Source organism: Stenotrophomonas sp. 05L413, from assembly GCF_056397945.1.
Map to the genome: position 1 here is coordinate 263,323 of NZ_JBFTOL010000002.1, position 14,468 is coordinate 277,790.

At 68.0% G+C, this 14,468-nt stretch carries 16 protein-coding genes; 7 read left to right on the forward strand and 9 right to left on the reverse strand.

Translation table 11 applies throughout. The annotated features are described in order from the left end of the window. Positions 1-41: 41 nt before the first annotated feature. Together AC1DIQ_RS05795 and AC1DIQ_RS05800 are read right to left on the reverse strand one after the other, a co-directional pair. Complete coding sequence (locus AC1DIQ_RS05795) at positions 42-797, reverse strand: SapC family protein (protein WP_478049618.1); 756 nt, start codon at positions 795-797, stop codon at positions 42-44. 270 nt (positions 798-1,067) lie between these two features. Then, positions 1,068-1,829, reverse strand: coding sequence for an SDR family NAD(P)-dependent oxidoreductase (locus AC1DIQ_RS05800; RefSeq protein ID WP_121036943.1), 762 nt, complete (start codon positions 1,827-1,829; stop codon positions 1,068-1,070). A 103-nt stretch (positions 1,830-1,932) separates the two neighbouring features. On the opposite strand from AC1DIQ_RS05800, the gene AC1DIQ_RS05805 reads away from it, so the two are divergent. The 3 genes from AC1DIQ_RS05805 to AC1DIQ_RS05815 all read left to right on the forward strand — a co-directional run bounded on the left by AC1DIQ_RS05805 (position 1,933) and on the right by AC1DIQ_RS05815 (position 4,958). Then, on the forward strand, positions 1,933-2,841 hold the full coding sequence (locus AC1DIQ_RS05805; RefSeq protein WP_478049619.1) for a LysR family transcriptional regulator: 909 nt from the start codon (positions 1,933-1,935) through the stop codon (positions 2,839-2,841). A gap of 177 nt (positions 2,842-3,018) precedes the next feature. After that, entirely contained in the window at positions 3,019-3,798 is a 780-nt protein-coding gene (locus AC1DIQ_RS05810; RefSeq protein ID WP_461769901.1) for a DeoR/GlpR family DNA-binding transcription regulator, read from the forward strand. A gap of 11 nt (positions 3,799-3,809) precedes the next feature. Then, the gene (locus AC1DIQ_RS05815; RefSeq protein WP_478049620.1) at positions 3,810-4,958 is read left to right on the forward strand and encodes an MFS transporter; all 1,149 of its coding nucleotides are present in this window, start codon (positions 3,810-3,812) and stop codon (positions 4,956-4,958) included. 22 nt (positions 4,959-4,980) lie between these two features. On the opposite strand, the gene AC1DIQ_RS05820 is transcribed toward AC1DIQ_RS05815, so the two are convergent. Then, entirely contained in the window at positions 4,981-5,181 is a 201-nt protein-coding gene (locus AC1DIQ_RS05820) for a hypothetical protein (RefSeq protein WP_478049621.1), read from the reverse strand. Between the two features lie 176 nt (positions 5,182-5,357). Between AC1DIQ_RS05820 and AC1DIQ_RS05825 the strand changes: the two genes are divergently transcribed. Further along, the gene (locus AC1DIQ_RS05825) at positions 5,358-7,535 is read left to right on the forward strand and encodes a TonB-dependent receptor family protein (protein ID WP_478049622.1); all 2,178 of its coding nucleotides are present in this window, start codon (positions 5,358-5,360) and stop codon (positions 7,533-7,535) included. A 99-nt stretch (positions 7,536-7,634) separates the two neighbouring features. Continuing rightward, positions 7,635-8,459 carry an isocitrate lyase/PEP mutase family protein gene (locus AC1DIQ_RS05830; RefSeq protein WP_478049623.1) on the forward strand — a complete coding sequence of 275 codons (825 nt, stop codon included), beginning with the start codon at positions 7,635-7,637 and terminating at the stop codon, positions 8,457-8,459. A 6-nt stretch (positions 8,460-8,465) separates the two neighbouring features. Here the strand turns inward: AC1DIQ_RS05830 and AC1DIQ_RS05835 are convergent, their stop codons facing one another. Beyond that, positions 8,466-8,786, reverse strand: coding sequence for a DMT family transporter (locus AC1DIQ_RS05835; RefSeq protein WP_152151411.1), 321 nt, complete (start codon positions 8,784-8,786; stop codon positions 8,466-8,468). Further along, positions 8,783-9,154, reverse strand: a complete 372-nt coding sequence (locus AC1DIQ_RS05840; RefSeq protein ID WP_121041074.1) for a DMT family transporter — start codon at positions 9,152-9,154, stop codon at positions 8,783-8,785. The genes AC1DIQ_RS05835 and AC1DIQ_RS05840 overlap by 4 nt, the downstream gene beginning before the upstream one ends. 133 nt (positions 9,155-9,287) lie before the next feature. Between AC1DIQ_RS05840 and AC1DIQ_RS05845 the strand changes: the two genes are divergently transcribed. Then, a complete protein-coding gene (locus AC1DIQ_RS05845) occupies positions 9,288-10,154 on the forward strand; it encodes a LysR family transcriptional regulator (protein WP_478049624.1) in 867 nt (288 codons plus the stop codon). On the opposite strand, the gene AC1DIQ_RS05850 is transcribed toward AC1DIQ_RS05845, so the two are convergent. The 3 genes from AC1DIQ_RS05850 to AC1DIQ_RS05860 all read right to left on the reverse strand — a co-directional run bounded on the left by AC1DIQ_RS05850 (position 10,127) and on the right by AC1DIQ_RS05860 (position 12,332). Continuing rightward, the gene (locus AC1DIQ_RS05850) at positions 10,127-11,053 is read right to left on the reverse strand and encodes a M14 family metallopeptidase (RefSeq protein WP_478049625.1); all 927 of its coding nucleotides are present in this window, start codon (positions 11,051-11,053) and stop codon (positions 10,127-10,129) included. The genes AC1DIQ_RS05845 and AC1DIQ_RS05850 overlap by 28 nt on opposite strands. A 79-nt stretch (positions 11,054-11,132) precedes the next feature. Then, positions 11,133-11,789: an SDR family oxidoreductase gene (locus AC1DIQ_RS05855; protein ID WP_282260314.1), complete on the reverse strand. Its 657-nt coding sequence runs from the start codon at positions 11,787-11,789 to the stop codon at positions 11,133-11,135. Between the two features lie 78 nt (positions 11,790-11,867). After that, positions 11,868-12,332 (reverse strand): (R)-mandelonitrile lyase, encoded by a 465-nt coding sequence (locus tag AC1DIQ_RS05860; RefSeq protein ID WP_121036954.1) that lies wholly within the window; start codon positions 12,330-12,332, stop codon positions 11,868-11,870. A 202-nt stretch (positions 12,333-12,534) separates the two neighbouring features. Here AC1DIQ_RS05860 and AC1DIQ_RS05865 point away from each other — a divergent pair, with 202 nt between their 5' ends. Beyond that, positions 12,535-13,428, forward strand: coding sequence for a LysR family transcriptional regulator (locus AC1DIQ_RS05865; RefSeq protein WP_121036955.1), 894 nt, complete (start codon positions 12,535-12,537; stop codon positions 13,426-13,428). A 15-nt stretch (positions 13,429-13,443) separates the two neighbouring features. Here the strand turns inward: AC1DIQ_RS05865 and AC1DIQ_RS05870 are convergent, their stop codons facing one another. After that, on the reverse strand, positions 13,444-14,421 hold the full coding sequence (locus AC1DIQ_RS05870; RefSeq protein ID WP_152151404.1) for a zinc-binding dehydrogenase: 978 nt from the start codon (positions 14,419-14,421) through the stop codon (positions 13,444-13,446). Positions 14,422-14,468: the final 47 nt, after the last annotated feature.

Genomic DNA, 14,468 nt, shown 5'->3' on the forward strand with positions numbered 1-14,468 from the left:
GCATGCGTGCCTTGCCGCTCGGTGGCGTTACTGGGAAGGGATCAGTGCGTTGCGGCAGCGGCTGGACGGCTGTCCAGCGCGCGGCTGAGCAGCTCGACATTGCCCAGCGAAAGCAGATGGGCGTAGATCAGCCCAAGATCGCCCGAACGCGCCAGATCCTGGAGCGCCTTGCCCTTCAATTCGCGCAGCTTCTGCTCATCGACCACAAAGAAGCCATCCAGCGAGAAGCCCTCGCCCAGCGCGGTCTGCACGTTCACCTGCCGCGGCACCAGCAGCCCATGGCTGGCCAGCGCCGCACTGAAGGCACGCGTACGCGCCAGGTGTACCTGGTATTCCTGCAGGAACTGCAGTGCGTTGCTCAGCAGCGGGCTGTCCTTGCCCTCGTCATCGAACAGCGGCGCACCTTCCTCACCACCTTCGCGGATACCCGCATAGGCCTCATCCAGGCACACGGTGAAGTCGCTGCCCTTCTCATCGCGTTCGGCAAGCACGAAGGGATAGCGGCGCAGGAACGCCGGGACGTAGGCCCCTTCGGCCCAGCTGCCCTGCGCATCGACCATCAGGTTCTGGCCGGCACGCAGGCCCAGCAGTGCGGCCGGCACCACCGCGTCGGCGCTGTTGCCGGCGAACAGGATCGGGTATTCGCGGGCGACCGGCGCGAATTCCACGCAGGCCAGCGGCACGGAGTTGAGCGCGGCGGCGAAGGCGAAATCGCCCGGAGTGGCCACCACCCGGTGGTGGCGATGGGCGACGCGGTTGAGCTGGATCGGACGTTCGTAGATGAGCAGCTGCTTCATGGTGGTTCCCCCTGGAGTGCAAAAAGTGCCCCTTTGCCTAACAACCGTGGAAAGCAGCGCCGTCTCATCAGTCAGCAGGCAATTCGTCACACTTTTTTAATGAACGCGTTCACAAACCCCCAGGCGCCACGCGCCATCGGACCTATGCGCCTTCCCGCCCCATCCCCATCCCCATCCCCATCCATCGCAGCGCGCGCCGTCGTGGCGCGCGCCTTCATCCGGCCCGCCGCTGCCGGCACGGCCACTGCGCGTCATCCTGGTGATGCGCCCTCAGACGAACATGCCGCCCGACGCCTCCACCCGCTGCGCATTGATCCATGCCGTCTGCGGCGACAGCAGCGCCACCGCCACCGGGCCGATGTCATCGGGCTTGCCGGGACGGCCCATCGCGGTCACCGAGGACACCATCGCGTTGACCTGCGCATCGTCGCGCACGCGGCCGCCGCCGAAGTCGGTCTCGATCGCGCCCGGGGCCAGCGTGTTGGCACTGATGCCACGTGCGCCCAGCTCCTTGGCCAGGTAACGGGTAAACACTTCGATGCCGCCTTTCATCATCGCGTAGGCCGAACTGCCCGGCAGCGAGAACCGCGCCAGCCCGCTGGACACGTTGAGGATGCGACCGCCATCGGCGATCAGCGGCAGCACCGCCTGGGTCAGGAAGTACGGCCCCTTCAGATGCACGGCGACCAGTGCATCGAACTGCGCGACCGTGGTGTCGGCGATCATCGCGTGCAGGCCTTCGCCGGCGTTGTTGAGCAGCCCCTGCAGATGGGACTCGCCCCAGCCCTCCAGCACGCTGCGAACCTGGCCGGCGAAGGCACCGAAGCCGGCGCTGTCGGCCATGTCCAACGGAATCGCGGCGGCACGGCGCCCCAACGCGTTGATGCGGGCGACCGCCTCCTGAGCGGCCTCGGCCTGGCTGCGGTAGGTGAGGATGATGTCGGCGCCATCGGCCGCCAGTGCGAGGGCGGCGTTGCGGCCGAGGCCACGGCTGCCGCCGGTGATCAGAACGACTCGGGTTGTCTTGCTCATGTCAGTGCACCTGCCAGGGGAATGGGAGACCAGCGTATTGGTGTTGCAGGGCTGCATAAATCGGCAGATGCTGATTTGACTGTCCATACATCACGAACAATCAATGGATCGCCTCGATCAACTGCGCTGCTTCCTGCGGGTCGCCGAACTGGGCTCGTTCACCGGCGCGGCCGACAGCCTCGGCCTGCCCAAGGCCAGCGTATCGCTGGCGGTGCAACGTCTGGAGGCGGAGGTCGGCGTACAGCTGCTGCACCGGACCACGCGCCGGGTGCAGCTCACCGCCGATGGTGCCCAGTTCCAGACCCGCGCCCACGATCTGCTGCATGACATGGACGACCTGCAGGGCATGTTCCGGGTCGATACCAGCCAGTTGAAGGGCCGCCTGCGGGTGGACATGTCCAGTGGGCTGGCCCGGCAGCTGGTGATCCCACAGCTGCCGGGCTTCCTCGCGCAGCATCCGGGGGTGGAGATCGAGCTGAGCGGTACCGACCGCCGGGTCGATCTGATCCGCGAGGGGTTCGACTGTGTGCTGCGGGTCGGGCCGCTGGATGACAACACGCTGGTGGCCCGCCCGCTGGGACGGCTGCTGATCGTCAACTGCGCCAGTCCCGCGTACCTGGCCGCGCGCGGTATACCGGTCACGCTGGATGATCTGGCCGGCCATGCCCTGGTGCACTACGTGGGCACACTAGGCCAGCGCTCGCCCGGCTTCGAGTACCACGATGGCGAGGGCTATCGCAGCCTGCCGATGCGCGGCGCGGTAACGGTCAACAGTGGCGACGGATATACCGCTGCGGCGCTGGCCGGGCTGGGGATCATCCAGGTCCCCCGGCTGGGCGTCCGACGCGCGCTGGCGGACGGCACTCTGGTGGAGATCCTGCCGGACTGTCTGGCCGAGCCGATGYCGGTCTCCCTTCTGTACGCCCAGCGCCGCCATCTGCCGCGCCGGGTCGCGGCGTTCATGGAATGGGCGGCCACAGTGATCCGGCCGGAGCTGCTGCCGCAGGCGTGAGAGCGTGGTGCGCACCCGATCTGAATGAACCCGCGCATTCGCGCACCTTCGTGCACACATTCGCACACGAATCGTCGTTTCATGTTAAGGTTCGCTCCAGATACAGGCGCATACGTGCACTTTCGTGCATGTTCAGGCAAGCCGCCGCCGCGCCTCCGCCCTGACCCGAGGTTACCCATGACTACCCAGGACGCCCTGCCGGGCGAGCGCCAACAGACCATCCTGCGCCTGCTGCGCGAACACGGCCGCGTGATGTCGGCCCAGCTGGCCGTCGAACTGCAGGTCTCGGAGGATTCGATCCGCCGTGACCTGCGTGAGCTGGCCGCGCAGGGTCTGTGCCGCAAGGTGCACGGCGGCGCACTGCCGGCAGCTCCGGCGTTTCCGGCGTTGGCCGAGCGCCACGAAAAGGACCATGACCGCAAGCTCGCGTTGGCCCGGATCGCGGCCGCGCAGGTGCTGCCCGGTGAACTGGTGTTTCTCGACGCCGGTTCGACCAACAGCGTGATTGCCAGTTGCCTGCCCGCGGATCAGGGCGTGCGCGTGGTGACCAACGCCCCGGATATCGCGCTGGCCTTGATCGCGCGTCCGGGCATCGAGGTCAGCCTGGTCGGCGGCCGCGTGGACCCGCGCATCGGCGCGACCGTGGGCGCGCAGGCGCTGGAAGCGGTCGCCGCACTGCGCGTGGACGTGTGCTTTGTCGGCACCTGCGCGGTGGATGCCGACGCTGGCATCTGGGCGGTGGATGGCGAGGAAGCAACGCTCAAGCGCGCCCTGCTCGCCGCGAGCAGCCGCTGCGTGGTGGTGGCCACGAACGACAAGCTGGGTGCGCAGGCCTCGCACCGGATCGGTGATGTGGACCAGATCGATCTGCTGGTCGTCGAGGCCGACGCGCCGCCTGCACAGGTCGCCGCGTTCGAGCGTCGTGGCGTTGCTCTCCAGCGCGCCGCGCAGCACTGAGGTCCGGACCCATGTCGACACTTTCCGCGCCCTCGTCCCTCCTCGCCCGCGGCCAGCAGCACGCCACCCGCGCCGCCTTCTTCCTGCCCGGCTTCGCCACCGCCGCCTGGGCGCCGCTGGTCCCGTTCGCCAAGAACCGCACCGGTCTGGATGAAGGCTCACTCGGCCTGGTGCTGCTGTGCCTGGGCGCCGGTTCGCTGCTGGCGATGCCGATCGCGGGCATGCTCGCCGCACGCCACGGCTGCCGCGCCGTCATGATCGCCACGCTGATGATGGTGATCGCCACCCTGCCCCTGCTGGCCATCGCGCCCTCGCCAGTGACCCTGGGCCTGGTGCTGTTCGTGTTCGGTGCCGGCGTGGGCGCCTGCGACTGCGTGATGAACATGCAGGCGATCATGGTGGAGCGCGACAGCGGCCGGCCGATGATGTCCGGCTTCCATGCCTTCTACAGCATCGGCGGTGCGGTCGGCGCCGGTGCGATGACCGCCCTGCTGGCGCTTCACCTGCCGCCGTGGCTGGTGTGCCTGCTGGCCTCGGCGGTGATGGCCGCGCTGCTGGCCATCTCGCTGCCGTACTGGCGGACCGACAAGGCACCCAGCGATGCGCCGATGTTCGCGGTGCCGCACGGCGTGGTGCTGGCGATCGGCGTGCTGTGTTTCGTGGCGTTCCTGGCCGAAGGCTCGGTGCTGGACTGGAGCGCGGTGTTCCTGCATGAAGTGCAGCACGTAGATCCCTCCCGCGCCGGCCTCGGTTATCTGGCCTTTGCCATCGCGATGACGATCACCCGGCTGGTCGGCGATGGCGTGGTGGCCAAGCTCGGCCGCCATCGTTCGATCCTGATCGGCAGCCTGGTGGCGGCATCCGGCTTCGCCCTGGCAACGTTCGCCACCTGGATGCCACTGGCACTGTGCGGCTATGCGCTGGTCGGCCTGGGCTGCGCCAACATCGTTCCGGCGCTGTTCTCGATGGCCGGCAACCAGAAGGTCATGCCAGAGAGCCTGGCCATCCCGGCGATCACCACGCTCGGCTATGCCGGTGTGTTGGCCGGCCCGGCACTGATCGGCTTCGTCGCGCAGGCCAGCAGCCTGGTGTTCGCGTTCAGCGCGGTGGCGGTGACACTGGTGCTGGTGGGGCTGTGCGCGCGGTGGGTGCGCGCCTGAGGCTGCCCACGCCGCTCAGACGCTAGCGCCCGTAACGCGCGAGGATCACCAGCGCCAGCAGCATGATCGCGCTCAGTACCAGCACCATCACGAAGATCATGCGCCAGCGCGCGGCCTTGCCCTGTTCGCGGCGCAGGCGCTGGCGGTAGGCCGGGTCACGCAGATAACGGATGGGGCTGACCCTGAACAGCGGCGCCAACAGCAGATCGATCACCTCGAGCATGCCTGCCTCCTTGGCCCGGGCTGCGGGCGCTGCGCCAGCGTTGCATGTGGCGCGGGCCCGGGCAAGCCGCCCGGCCGCGATAACGCACATGATTCCCATTTGCTGTACGATCCGCCGGCTTTTTCCCAGGCGCGCACGCGCGACCTGCCCCCTGCCCGCTCCGGACCGCCGTACGCATGCACCCCCTTCCCGCACGCCTCTCTCTCGCCGCGATCGCGGCCGCCATCGGTTTAGCGCTGGCCAGCGCGCCGCACTTGGCAGCAGCCCAGGCCACCCCGCCCACCGCCACGGACCTGGACACGGTCGAGGTCACCGGCAACTGGCTGGACAACCCCACCGAAGCCAAGCTGCTCGACCACCCGGGTGCGCGCAGCATCGTCGAAGCGCAGCGCATCGCCGAGAGTGGTTCGACCAGCGTGCGTGACGTGCTGCGCCAGATCCCGGGCGTGCAGGTGCAGGAAAGCAACGGCACCGGCGGCAGCGATGTGTCGCTCAATGTGGGCGTGCGTGGCCTGACCTCGCGCCTGTCGCCGCGCTCCTACGTGCTGATGGACGGCGTGCCGATGTCCTACGCGCCCTATGGCCAGCCGCAGCTGTCGCTGGCCCCGGTCGCGCTGGGCAATCTGGAATCGGTGGACGTGGTGCGCGGCGCCGGCTCGGTCCGCTACGGGCCACAGAACGTGGGCGGCATCATCAACTTCGTGACGCGCGCGATTCCGAAGGACTTCGCCGGCTCGCTGGGCTTCGCGTCGGAGATGTACGGCCAGGGTGGCAACCTGAAGACCGTCCCCAGCCTGTTCCTGGGCGGCACCACGGACGGTGGCATCGGCGCGGCGCTGCTGTACTCCGGCACCCATGGCGACGGCTGGCGCAGCAGCAACGACAAGAGCGATATCGACGATGTCCTGCTCAAGGCGTCCTATGCGCTGGGCAACGCGGGCGACCTGGCGATGTCGCTGCATCACTTCGAAGGCAGCGGGCGCATGCCCGGAGGCCTGACCACCGCCGAGTACGCCGCCGATCCGTTCCAGTCCACCCGGCCCTATGACGTGTTCAACGGGCGCCGCAGCGATGGCTCGCTGAAATACAGCTACAGCGACGGCAGCAACAACCTCGAGGTGCTGGGCTACTACGTGGATTCCTTCCGCGGCAGCTACATCGAGCAGGACGGTAGCGGTGCCAGCAACGGCCAGCGCCGGCTCACCGCTGCCCCGCGCAGCTACCACTACCTGGGCGTGGAGCCGCGCTATTCGCGCCTGTTCACCACCGGCACCGTGGTGCAGGAAGTGAGCGTGGGCTACCGCTACCTGAAGGAGGCCAGCAGCGAGGTGGCCTCGCGCACCAGCTACTACCGCCCGAACGCTGCGGTGGCCGGCGTCGATCTGCCGCTGCTGCCCTACCAGACCAGCCGCGGCGGCACGACCGCCAACGCGTTCTACATCGATAACCGCATCGACATCGGCAACTGGACCATCACCCCGGGCGTGCGCGTGGAAGACATCCGCACCTTCAACACCGTCACCAACCTGGCCACCAGTGGCGCGGTCACCAGCGTGCTGACCCCAAGCATCGACTCGCGCGAGACCCTGCCGACGCTGTCGGTGCTGTACCGCCTGACCGATCACTGGTCGCTGTTCGCCAATGGCGGCAAGTCATTCGGCCCGCAGCAGTACAGCCAGCTGGCCTCGACCACCGAAGGCCTGCACCCGGAGTCGGCGACCACGTATGAGCTGGGCACGCACTACACCGGCAACGGCCTGAGCGGTGAGTTCACCCTGTTCAACGTCGACTTCGACAAGGAACTGCAGCTGGCCCGCTCGATCGTCGGCGAAGGCATGTGGACCGACCTGGGCGCGACCCGTCACCGCGGCGCGGAATCGGCGCTGCGCTACGAGATGGGCCAGTTCAACGACGCACTGGCCGGCCTGCAGCTCTCGATGACCTACACCTGGACCGAGGCCACCGCCCGCGCCGGTGCGTTCGCCGGCAAGGACCTGCCGTTGTACTCACGGAATGTGGGCTCGTTCGGCGCGCGCTATGCGATCGACCGCTGGACCTTCAACGCCGATGTGTTCGCCCAGTCCGGCCAGCGCTCGCCGGGCACCCCGAACCCGGGCGCCACCTATGTGACCGAGGAAGACCCGACCGGCCGCCTCGGCAACATTCCCGGCTACGCCACCGTGGCCGTGCGCGCCGGCTACGACTTCGGGCCGGAGCTGCACGATCTGAAGCTGGCGATCGGGGTCAAGAACCTGTCCGACCGCCGCTACTACACGCGCTCCACCGACAACAACGGTGGCAAGTTCGTCGGCCAGCCGCGCACGCTGTACCTGCAGGGCACGATCGCGTTCTGAGGTGCCGGCACACTGCGCGGCCCACGTGGTCGCGCGGCGCAACAAGGGCGTGGCGGCCGCTGGCGTTACCATCGGGTGACTGCTTACCGGATGCGTACCATGACGGACCTGTCCTTCGATCCCCGCCCGCGCCGCGCGGCCTTCCGTGCACTACATGACACGGGCTGCTTCGTGCTGCCCAATCCGTGGGATGCGGGCAGCGCACGTTACCTGCACAGTCTCGGCTTCCAGGCGCTGGCGTCGACCAGTTCCGGCTATGCGTGGAGCCAGGCCCAGGCCGATGGCTCGCTGACGCTGGATGAAACACTCGCCCATCTCCATTCCCTCGCCGCTGCGACCCCGCTGCCGTTGAACGCCGATTTCGGCGATGGCTTCGGCACGCTGGACGCGGTGGGCGGCAATGTCATCCGCGCCATCGCCACCGGCGTGGCCGGCATCTCCATTGAAGACGCCAGCCTGGATCCTGCGCATCCGCTGCGCCCGCTGGACGATGCGGTAGCACGGGTCCGTGCCGCGCGCCGTGCGATCGACGCGTCTGGCCAGGACGTGCTGCTGATCGGCCGCGCCGAGAACTTCTTCGTCGGCCGCCCCGACCTGGACGATGCGATCACCCGTCTGCGTGCCTATGCAGAAGCCGGTGCGGATTGCCTGTATGCGCCGGGCATCACCACCCGCGAGCAGATCGAAGCGGTGGTGGCCGCGGTGACGCCGCGACCGGTCAACCTGCTGGTTGGCAGCGCGCTGCCGTTCACCCTGCAGGACATCGCCGGTATGGGCGTGCGCCGGGTCAGTGTCGGAGGTGCGATGGCGCGCACCGCCTGGGGCGGGATGATGCGGGCCTCGCAGCTGCTGATGGACGAGGGCCGCTTCGACGGGTTCGCCGATGCGGCCTCCGGGGCAGTGCTGAACCAGTTGTTCCGTTGATCGGGCTCAGTGACTGGACAGCACCACCACCGCACCGGTGACCAGCGCGATCCCCACCCAGCCGATCGGGCGCAGGCGGTTGCCGAACAACGCGCGCCCGCAGAGGGCCGTGCCGATCACGCCGATGGCACCCCACATCGCATAGGCCGTGGCCAGATCCATGGTCTTGACCGCCTGACCGAGCAGCGCGAAGGCGATCCAGACCAGCACGATCGCGGCCAAACCCCAGGCGGGCTTACGGAAGCCATCGGACTTGGCCACCATCATGTTGGCCGCGATATCGATCAGTGCCGAGCACAGCACGAAAAGGAAGGCAGTGAGGTTCATGGCGTGTGCGCCTCGCCAAGGGTGACGCAGACGATGCCGACCGCCGCCATCACCAGCCCGATCATCTGCTGCACCGAGAGGCTGTCCTTGAACACGACAATGCCGACCACCGTCAGCAGCGTCAGGCCCAGGCCTTCCCACACGGCGTAGGCCACGCCCACCGCGATACCCCGCACGGACAGCGCCAGGAAGTAATACGAAATGGCCAGGGCGACGGCCATCACGACATAGCCCAGATAGCCGCCATGACGGGCGGCATCGGCCATGAATGAGGTGCCGACCACTTCAGCGACGATCGCCACGGTCAGGCAGGCCCAGGCGATCAGACCGCCACGGGCACGCGGTTGTGGATGCACCTGTGTGTGCATGGAAAGCTCCTTGGATGCACCTACGTCGCTGTTGACCGGGTGATCTGTGTGATGACACCGGAGCGACGCGCCCATTATCATCGCCGTTTCCATCAGGCCAAAGATGGAATCCATCGATAAAGGCGATACATCCATGCGCTACGGCCCCGAATCCCTGCACGCCTTCGTGGAAGCGGCGGCCCTTGGCACGTTCTCCGCCGCCGCGCGGCGCCTGAAAAAGACCCAGTCGACCATCAGCACCGCGATCGCCACGCTCGAGGCCGACCTGGGCCTGACCCTCTTCGACCGCAGCGGCCGCTACCCCGTCCTGACCGAAGACGGCCGCAAGGTGCTCGGCCATGCGCAGGAAATCCTCGCTGCCGCCGACCGCCTCGAACAGCTGAGCATCCGCCTTGCCGACGAGGTCGAGCCGCGCCTGAGCCTGGTGTTTTCGGATATCTACCAGCTCAACCCGGACCAGCACCTGCTGCGCCGGTTCGAGCAGCGCTTCCCGGATATCGAGCTGGAATGGCTGGATGCCGAAGGCAGCGATGTGCTCGATGTCGTGCAGCGCGGCCGCGCCCATCTCGGGCTGATCCCGCATCAGCCGGCCTACCCGTCCGAACTGGCCGTGCGTGCCCTGCCCCTGCGCGCGGAGATGGCGGTGTTCGTTGCGACCGGTCACCCGCTTGCCGCGCTGCACGCGCCGGACGAATCCCACCTGGCCAGCCACCGTCAGATCTGTCTGAGTGGCGATGCGGCGCGCGAGGGCCACGCACGCGGGCGCACGTGGTCGGCCTCGGACTATCTGATGGTGCTGGAGATGGCCGAGGATGGCTTCGGCTGGGCGGCATTGCCGCGCGCACTGGTGGCGCGCTATGGCCGGGGCATGCTGGTGGAGCTGCCCCTGCCCGGCTGGCCGCGGCTGGTCTCCACCGATGCGGTATGGCGCAAAGGCGCGCCGCTGGGGCCAGCGGCGCTGTGGTTGCTGGATCAGTTTCTGGGGGCAGCCAACGTGTAATCGATCGCCGCGCAGATCGCCGCTACCTGGGCGTCATTGCACTGCTGTGGGGTAGCGCGGGTGCTGTCCGGATACACCTCGGTGGTGGTCGTGTATCTGGCGCCGCTGACGCTGGCGCACAGGCCCAGCTTTTCCAGCGGGTACTCGATCACCCCGGGGGCGACCACCGGGGAACCGATGATCTCGCCCTTCTCATCCGCCGGGGCGATGTGGGTGACCTGCTCGACCGCTGCGTTCACTGCGGTCTGGAACGCAGGCTGCGGGTTCTCGCTGTCATCGACCAGATAGAAACCATCGGGAATCAGCCCCGGTTCGAACGCCTTGCCGTCGCGTGCGGCCAGGGCCGGGCGGAATTCGGTCTCATCCGTGTCGGTGGTTTCGTGCAGGTCGATATGCATCGCGATGCTGCCGCGCAGCGGCGCGACGAGGGCCATCAGCGCCGCGGACTCGGCCGCCGGGCTGTTGGCCATGAACGAGCGGTTCGGATCGATCGCATCGGCGTTCCAGCGCTGGATGCGTTCGTAACCCCAAGGGCTGACGCAGGGCACCACCAGCAGATTGGCGCGGCCTGCATACTCCGCTGCGCGGGTCTGCAGGAACTGCAGTGCGCCCTGCACGCCACTGGTTTCGTAACCGTGGATGCCACCGGTGACCAGCATCGTCGGCAACGCCGGATTCCAGTCGCGGCTGCGCACCGCGAACAGCGGGTACTGGTCCGGCGCGTAATCCAGCGTGCCGTACTGGCTCACATCGAACGCATCGCGCAGCGCGTCGACCGCTGGCAGGACATCATCGGCATAACGCCGTAGCGGCAGCTGGCGGGCACGCCACTGCGCCTTCTCCGCTGCGCCCCAGGGCTGGCCGGGGGTGCCGATGGGATAGAAGGGGGCATTGGTCATGGCGTGCTCGTCTGTGTTGCGGGTGGAAAGGTGATTTTACCATTGCCGCCCACCCGGACTCCCACCTCCCACCTCCCGCTTACCCTCGGCCAAGCTGCGCGATCGCCTCATCGACCGGCTGATCGCCGTCGGTCAACTCGATGATCGTGTGCCGCAGCTTCGGATGTTCCACCAGCGCCACCAACGCGGCAGCCACATCCGCGCGCGGGATATCGCCATAGGCGATCGCCGGGCCGGCCGTGACGCGGCCCGTGCCTGCTGCATCTTTCAAGGTGCCCGGGCGCAGGATCACCCAGTCCAGATCGGTCGCGGCCAGATACACATCGGCGCGCTTCTTGACCGTCATGTAATTCTCGAAGCCCTCGCCCATGCCCTTGTTGCGGCCCGCTTCCGGGAATGCCGAGACCAGCAGGAAGCGGCGCACGCCCGCCTGCCGGGCGGCATCGACGGCAAGTTCAAGGCCGCGGCCATCGATGGCGTTGGTCACTTCCACGCCTGCGCCACCGGCACCGGCCGTGAACACCACCACGTCACTGCCGCGCATCTGGCCGGCCAGCGTGTCCACGTCGGTGGCGGTGAGATCACCGGTGACCGGCGTTGCGCCCAGGTCGCTCAGTTCAGCGGCCTGCTCGGCGCGTCGATGCAGCGCACGTACGTGATGCTGCTTGTCGGCCAACTGCTTGACCAGGTGACGGCCGACCTTGCCGGCCGCGCCAACGATGAAGACAGTGCTCAAGACGGTTCTCCTGTTTCAATCCGCCTGTCAGGGTACGCAGGTGGATGTGACACGGCCGTCCCCATCGCGGGGCGTGGTTCAGTTGCCGCTGTACTGCGCGTCGCTGACCTGCTCCATCCACGTCACCGGTGAGCCATCGACTGCTTCGGCGATCGCGATATGGGTCATTGCGGTGGCCGCTTTCGCGCCATGCCAATGCTTGACGCCCGGCGGGATCCAGACGATGTCGCCCGGGCGGATCTCCCGCACGGGTTTGCCCCATTCCTGCACGCTGCCCACCCCTGCGGTGACGATCAGGGTCTGACCCAGTGGATGGGTATGCCACGCGGTGCGTGCGCCGGGCTCGAAGGTGACCGTGGCCCCGCCGACGCGCGCAGGCGCATCGGTCTGGAACGGTGCATCGATGCGCACACGGCCGGTGAAGTAGTCCGCCGGGCCGGCCGCCGAAGGGGCGGTACCGGCACTGGTGATGCGGATGGGCGCGGTCTCGGCGGGTACGGTGGCCACCATGGAAAGCGACAGTGCTGCTGTGAACAGGTCCATGAAGCGATCTCCTGTGGGGAGCGGCGGTTCGCGCCGCCGGGAGGGTCACTGTAGGCCTGCCCCCGCACGGGCACTAGCCGCCCCGATCGGCATGCAGCCATGACCGCAGCTCATCAATCACGAAACAAAGCCGCTTGAGTTCATCAGTCCGCCGCCCTCATCATGGGCGCGCATGACTGCCATGCGCTCTTGGCCCCGCCTCATGGCCCGCGAGAACTTCAACGATCTGCAGGTGTTCGTCACCGTCGCGCGCGAGCGCAGCTTCACCCGTGCGGCCGCGCAGTTGGGTGTCTCGCAGTCCGCACTCAGCCACACGGTGCGCGGGCTGGAAGAGCGCCTCGGCGTGCGCCTGCTGACCCGGACCACCCGCAGCGTCTCGATGACCGAGGCCGGTGAACGGCTGTACGACACCGTGGCGCCGCGCATGCAGGAGATCGAGGCCGAGGTCGCCGCGATCAGCGAGTACCGTGACCGGCCCGCTGGCACGATCCGCATCACCACGGCCGAGCATGCCGCCAACACGCTCGTGTGGCCCCGGCTGTCCGCCGTGCTGCCCGCCTACCCCGACCTGCATGTGGAACTGACCATCGACTATGGCCTGGCCGACATCGTCGCCCAGCGCTACGACATCGGCATCCGCCTGGGAGGCCGCGTGGCCAAGGACATGATTGCCGTGCCGATCAGCCCGCCGCTGCGCATGGCGATCGTGGCCAGCCCGGCCTACTTCGCCACGCATGCCGCGCCGCAGCTGCCGGCCGACCTGGCCGCGCACAACTGCATCGGGCTGCGCCTGCCCACCCACGGCGGGCTGATGGTGTGGGATCTGGAGAAGGACGGCGAGGAAGTGAACGTGCGCGTGGATGGTCAGTGGACCTTCAACGGCAGCAGCGCGATCCATCGTGCCGCACTCGTTGGTGCGGGCCTGGCCTATCTGCCCGAGGACATGGTGCGCGATGACATCGCCGCCGGCACCTTGCGGCGTGTCATGGAGGACTGGTGCGACCCGTTCGACGGGTACTACGCCTACTATCCCAGCCGCCGGCAATCCTCGAGCGCCATGAAGGTCGTGATCGAGGCGTTGCGCGCAGGCCGGTAGAACCGACCGTGTACATCAGGGACGCAGCAGCACCTTGCCGTTGCGGCCCGGCTCCAGGCTGGCCTTGGCGGCAGCGGCCACCTCGTCCAGCCCGAACACGCCGTCCACCGGCAGGCTCAATCCACCGCGCGCGGCCAGCTGCAGCAGTTCGCCAACGAGGCGACGCTTGTCCTCCGGCGCCATGGCCTGGCTGACCCTGCTGCCCCAGAAGCCCTTCACCGTGGCCTGCTTGAAGATCACATCGCCCGAACTGAGCTGCATCGGCTCGCCGGTCATCGAGCCGAACGAGACCAGCGTGCCGCCATCGCCCAGCAGCGTCATCAGCTCGCTGCTGGCGCGTCCGCCGACCGAATCCACGGCGGCGGCGATCGAGGCCTTGCCGACCTTGGCCTGCACCTGCGCCATCCAGTCCGACTGCGCGGTGGAGATGGTGTGGTCGATGCCGAGCTCAGCCATTTCTGCCACGCCGGCATCGCGCCGCACCAGGTTGATGCAGTGCACCCCACGCGCCTTGGCCAGCATCGCCAAGGCCTTGCCGACCGCGCCATTGGCGGCGTTCTGGAGGATCCACTGGCCCTCCTTCACCTGCAGGAATTCCAGCAGCATCAGGGCACTGAGCGGCATGGCGATCAGCTGCGCGGCGGTGTTGTCATCGATGCTGTCCGGCATGGGGATGACCATGCGCGCCGGCGCGATGAAGTACTCGGCCCAGGTGCCATGCACCGAGGCGGCGCTGACCCGCTGGCCGATCTTCAGGCCCTCGACGCCCTCGCCCAGCGCCTCGATCACGCCGGTGCCTTCGCTGCCGCCGACCGCAGGCAGCTCGGGCTTGTAGCCGTACTGGCCACGCACGGTCCACAGGTCGTGGTTGTGGATGGGCGCCAGCACGGTGCGGATCCGCACCTCACCGGCCGCGGGGGTCGGCTGCGGCACATCGCCGCCGTGCAGGATCTGGGTCGGATCGCCAAAGGCGGTATGGATGGCAGCGCGCATCAGCAGCGCTCCTTCATCACGATGTTCATGGGGGTGTCTCCTGCAGA

Excerpts from the sequence above, each read along its gene's own strand:
- AC1DIQ_RS05820 (WP_478049621.1), bottom strand. The coding sequence starts at position 5,181 with ATGCTCGAGGTGATCGATCTGCTGTTGGCGCCGCTGTTCAGGGTCAGC.
- AC1DIQ_RS05800 (WP_121036943.1), bottom strand. The coding sequence starts at position 1,829 with ATGAGCAAGACAACCCGAGTCGTTCTGATCACCGGCGGCAGCCGTGGC.
- AC1DIQ_RS05835 (WP_152151411.1), bottom strand. The coding sequence starts at position 8,786 with ATGAACCTCACTGCCTTCCTTTTCGTGCTGTGCTCGGCACTGATCGAT.
- AC1DIQ_RS05845 (WP_478049624.1), top strand. The coding sequence starts at position 9,288 with ATGCGCTACGGCCCCGAATCCCTGCACGCCTTCGTGGAAGCGGCGGCC.
- AC1DIQ_RS05860 (WP_121036954.1), bottom strand. The coding sequence starts at position 12,332 with ATGGACCTGTTCACAGCAGCACTGTCGCTTTCCATGGTGGCCACCGTA.
- AC1DIQ_RS05815 (WP_478049620.1), top strand. The coding sequence starts at position 3,810 with ATGTCGACACTTTCCGCGCCCTCGTCCCTCCTCGCCCGCGGCCAGCAG.
- AC1DIQ_RS05840 (WP_121041074.1), bottom strand. The coding sequence starts at position 9,154 with ATGCACACACAGGTGCATCCACAACCGCGTGCCCGTGGCGGTCTGATC.
- AC1DIQ_RS05830 (WP_478049623.1), top strand. The coding sequence starts at position 7,635 with ATGACGGACCTGTCCTTCGATCCCCGCCCGCGCCGCGCGGCCTTCCGT.
- AC1DIQ_RS05810 (WP_461769901.1), top strand. The coding sequence starts at position 3,019 with ATGACTACCCAGGACGCCCTGCCGGGCGAGCGCCAACAGACCATCCTG.
- AC1DIQ_RS05825 (WP_478049622.1), top strand. The coding sequence starts at position 5,358 with ATGCACCCCCTTCCCGCACGCCTCTCTCTCGCCGCGATCGCGGCCGCC.
- AC1DIQ_RS05870 (WP_152151404.1), bottom strand. The coding sequence starts at position 14,421 with ATGCGCGCTGCCATCCATACCGCCTTTGGCGATCCGACCCAGATCCTG.
- AC1DIQ_RS05795 (WP_478049618.1), bottom strand. The coding sequence starts at position 797 with ATGAAGCAGCTGCTCATCTACGAACGTCCGATCCAGCTCAACCGCGTC.
- AC1DIQ_RS05865 (WP_121036955.1), top strand. The coding sequence starts at position 12,535 with ATGGCCCGCGAGAACTTCAACGATCTGCAGGTGTTCGTCACCGTCGCG.
- AC1DIQ_RS05850 (WP_478049625.1), bottom strand. The coding sequence starts at position 11,053 with ATGACCAATGCCCCCTTCTATCCCATCGGCACCCCCGGCCAGCCCTGG.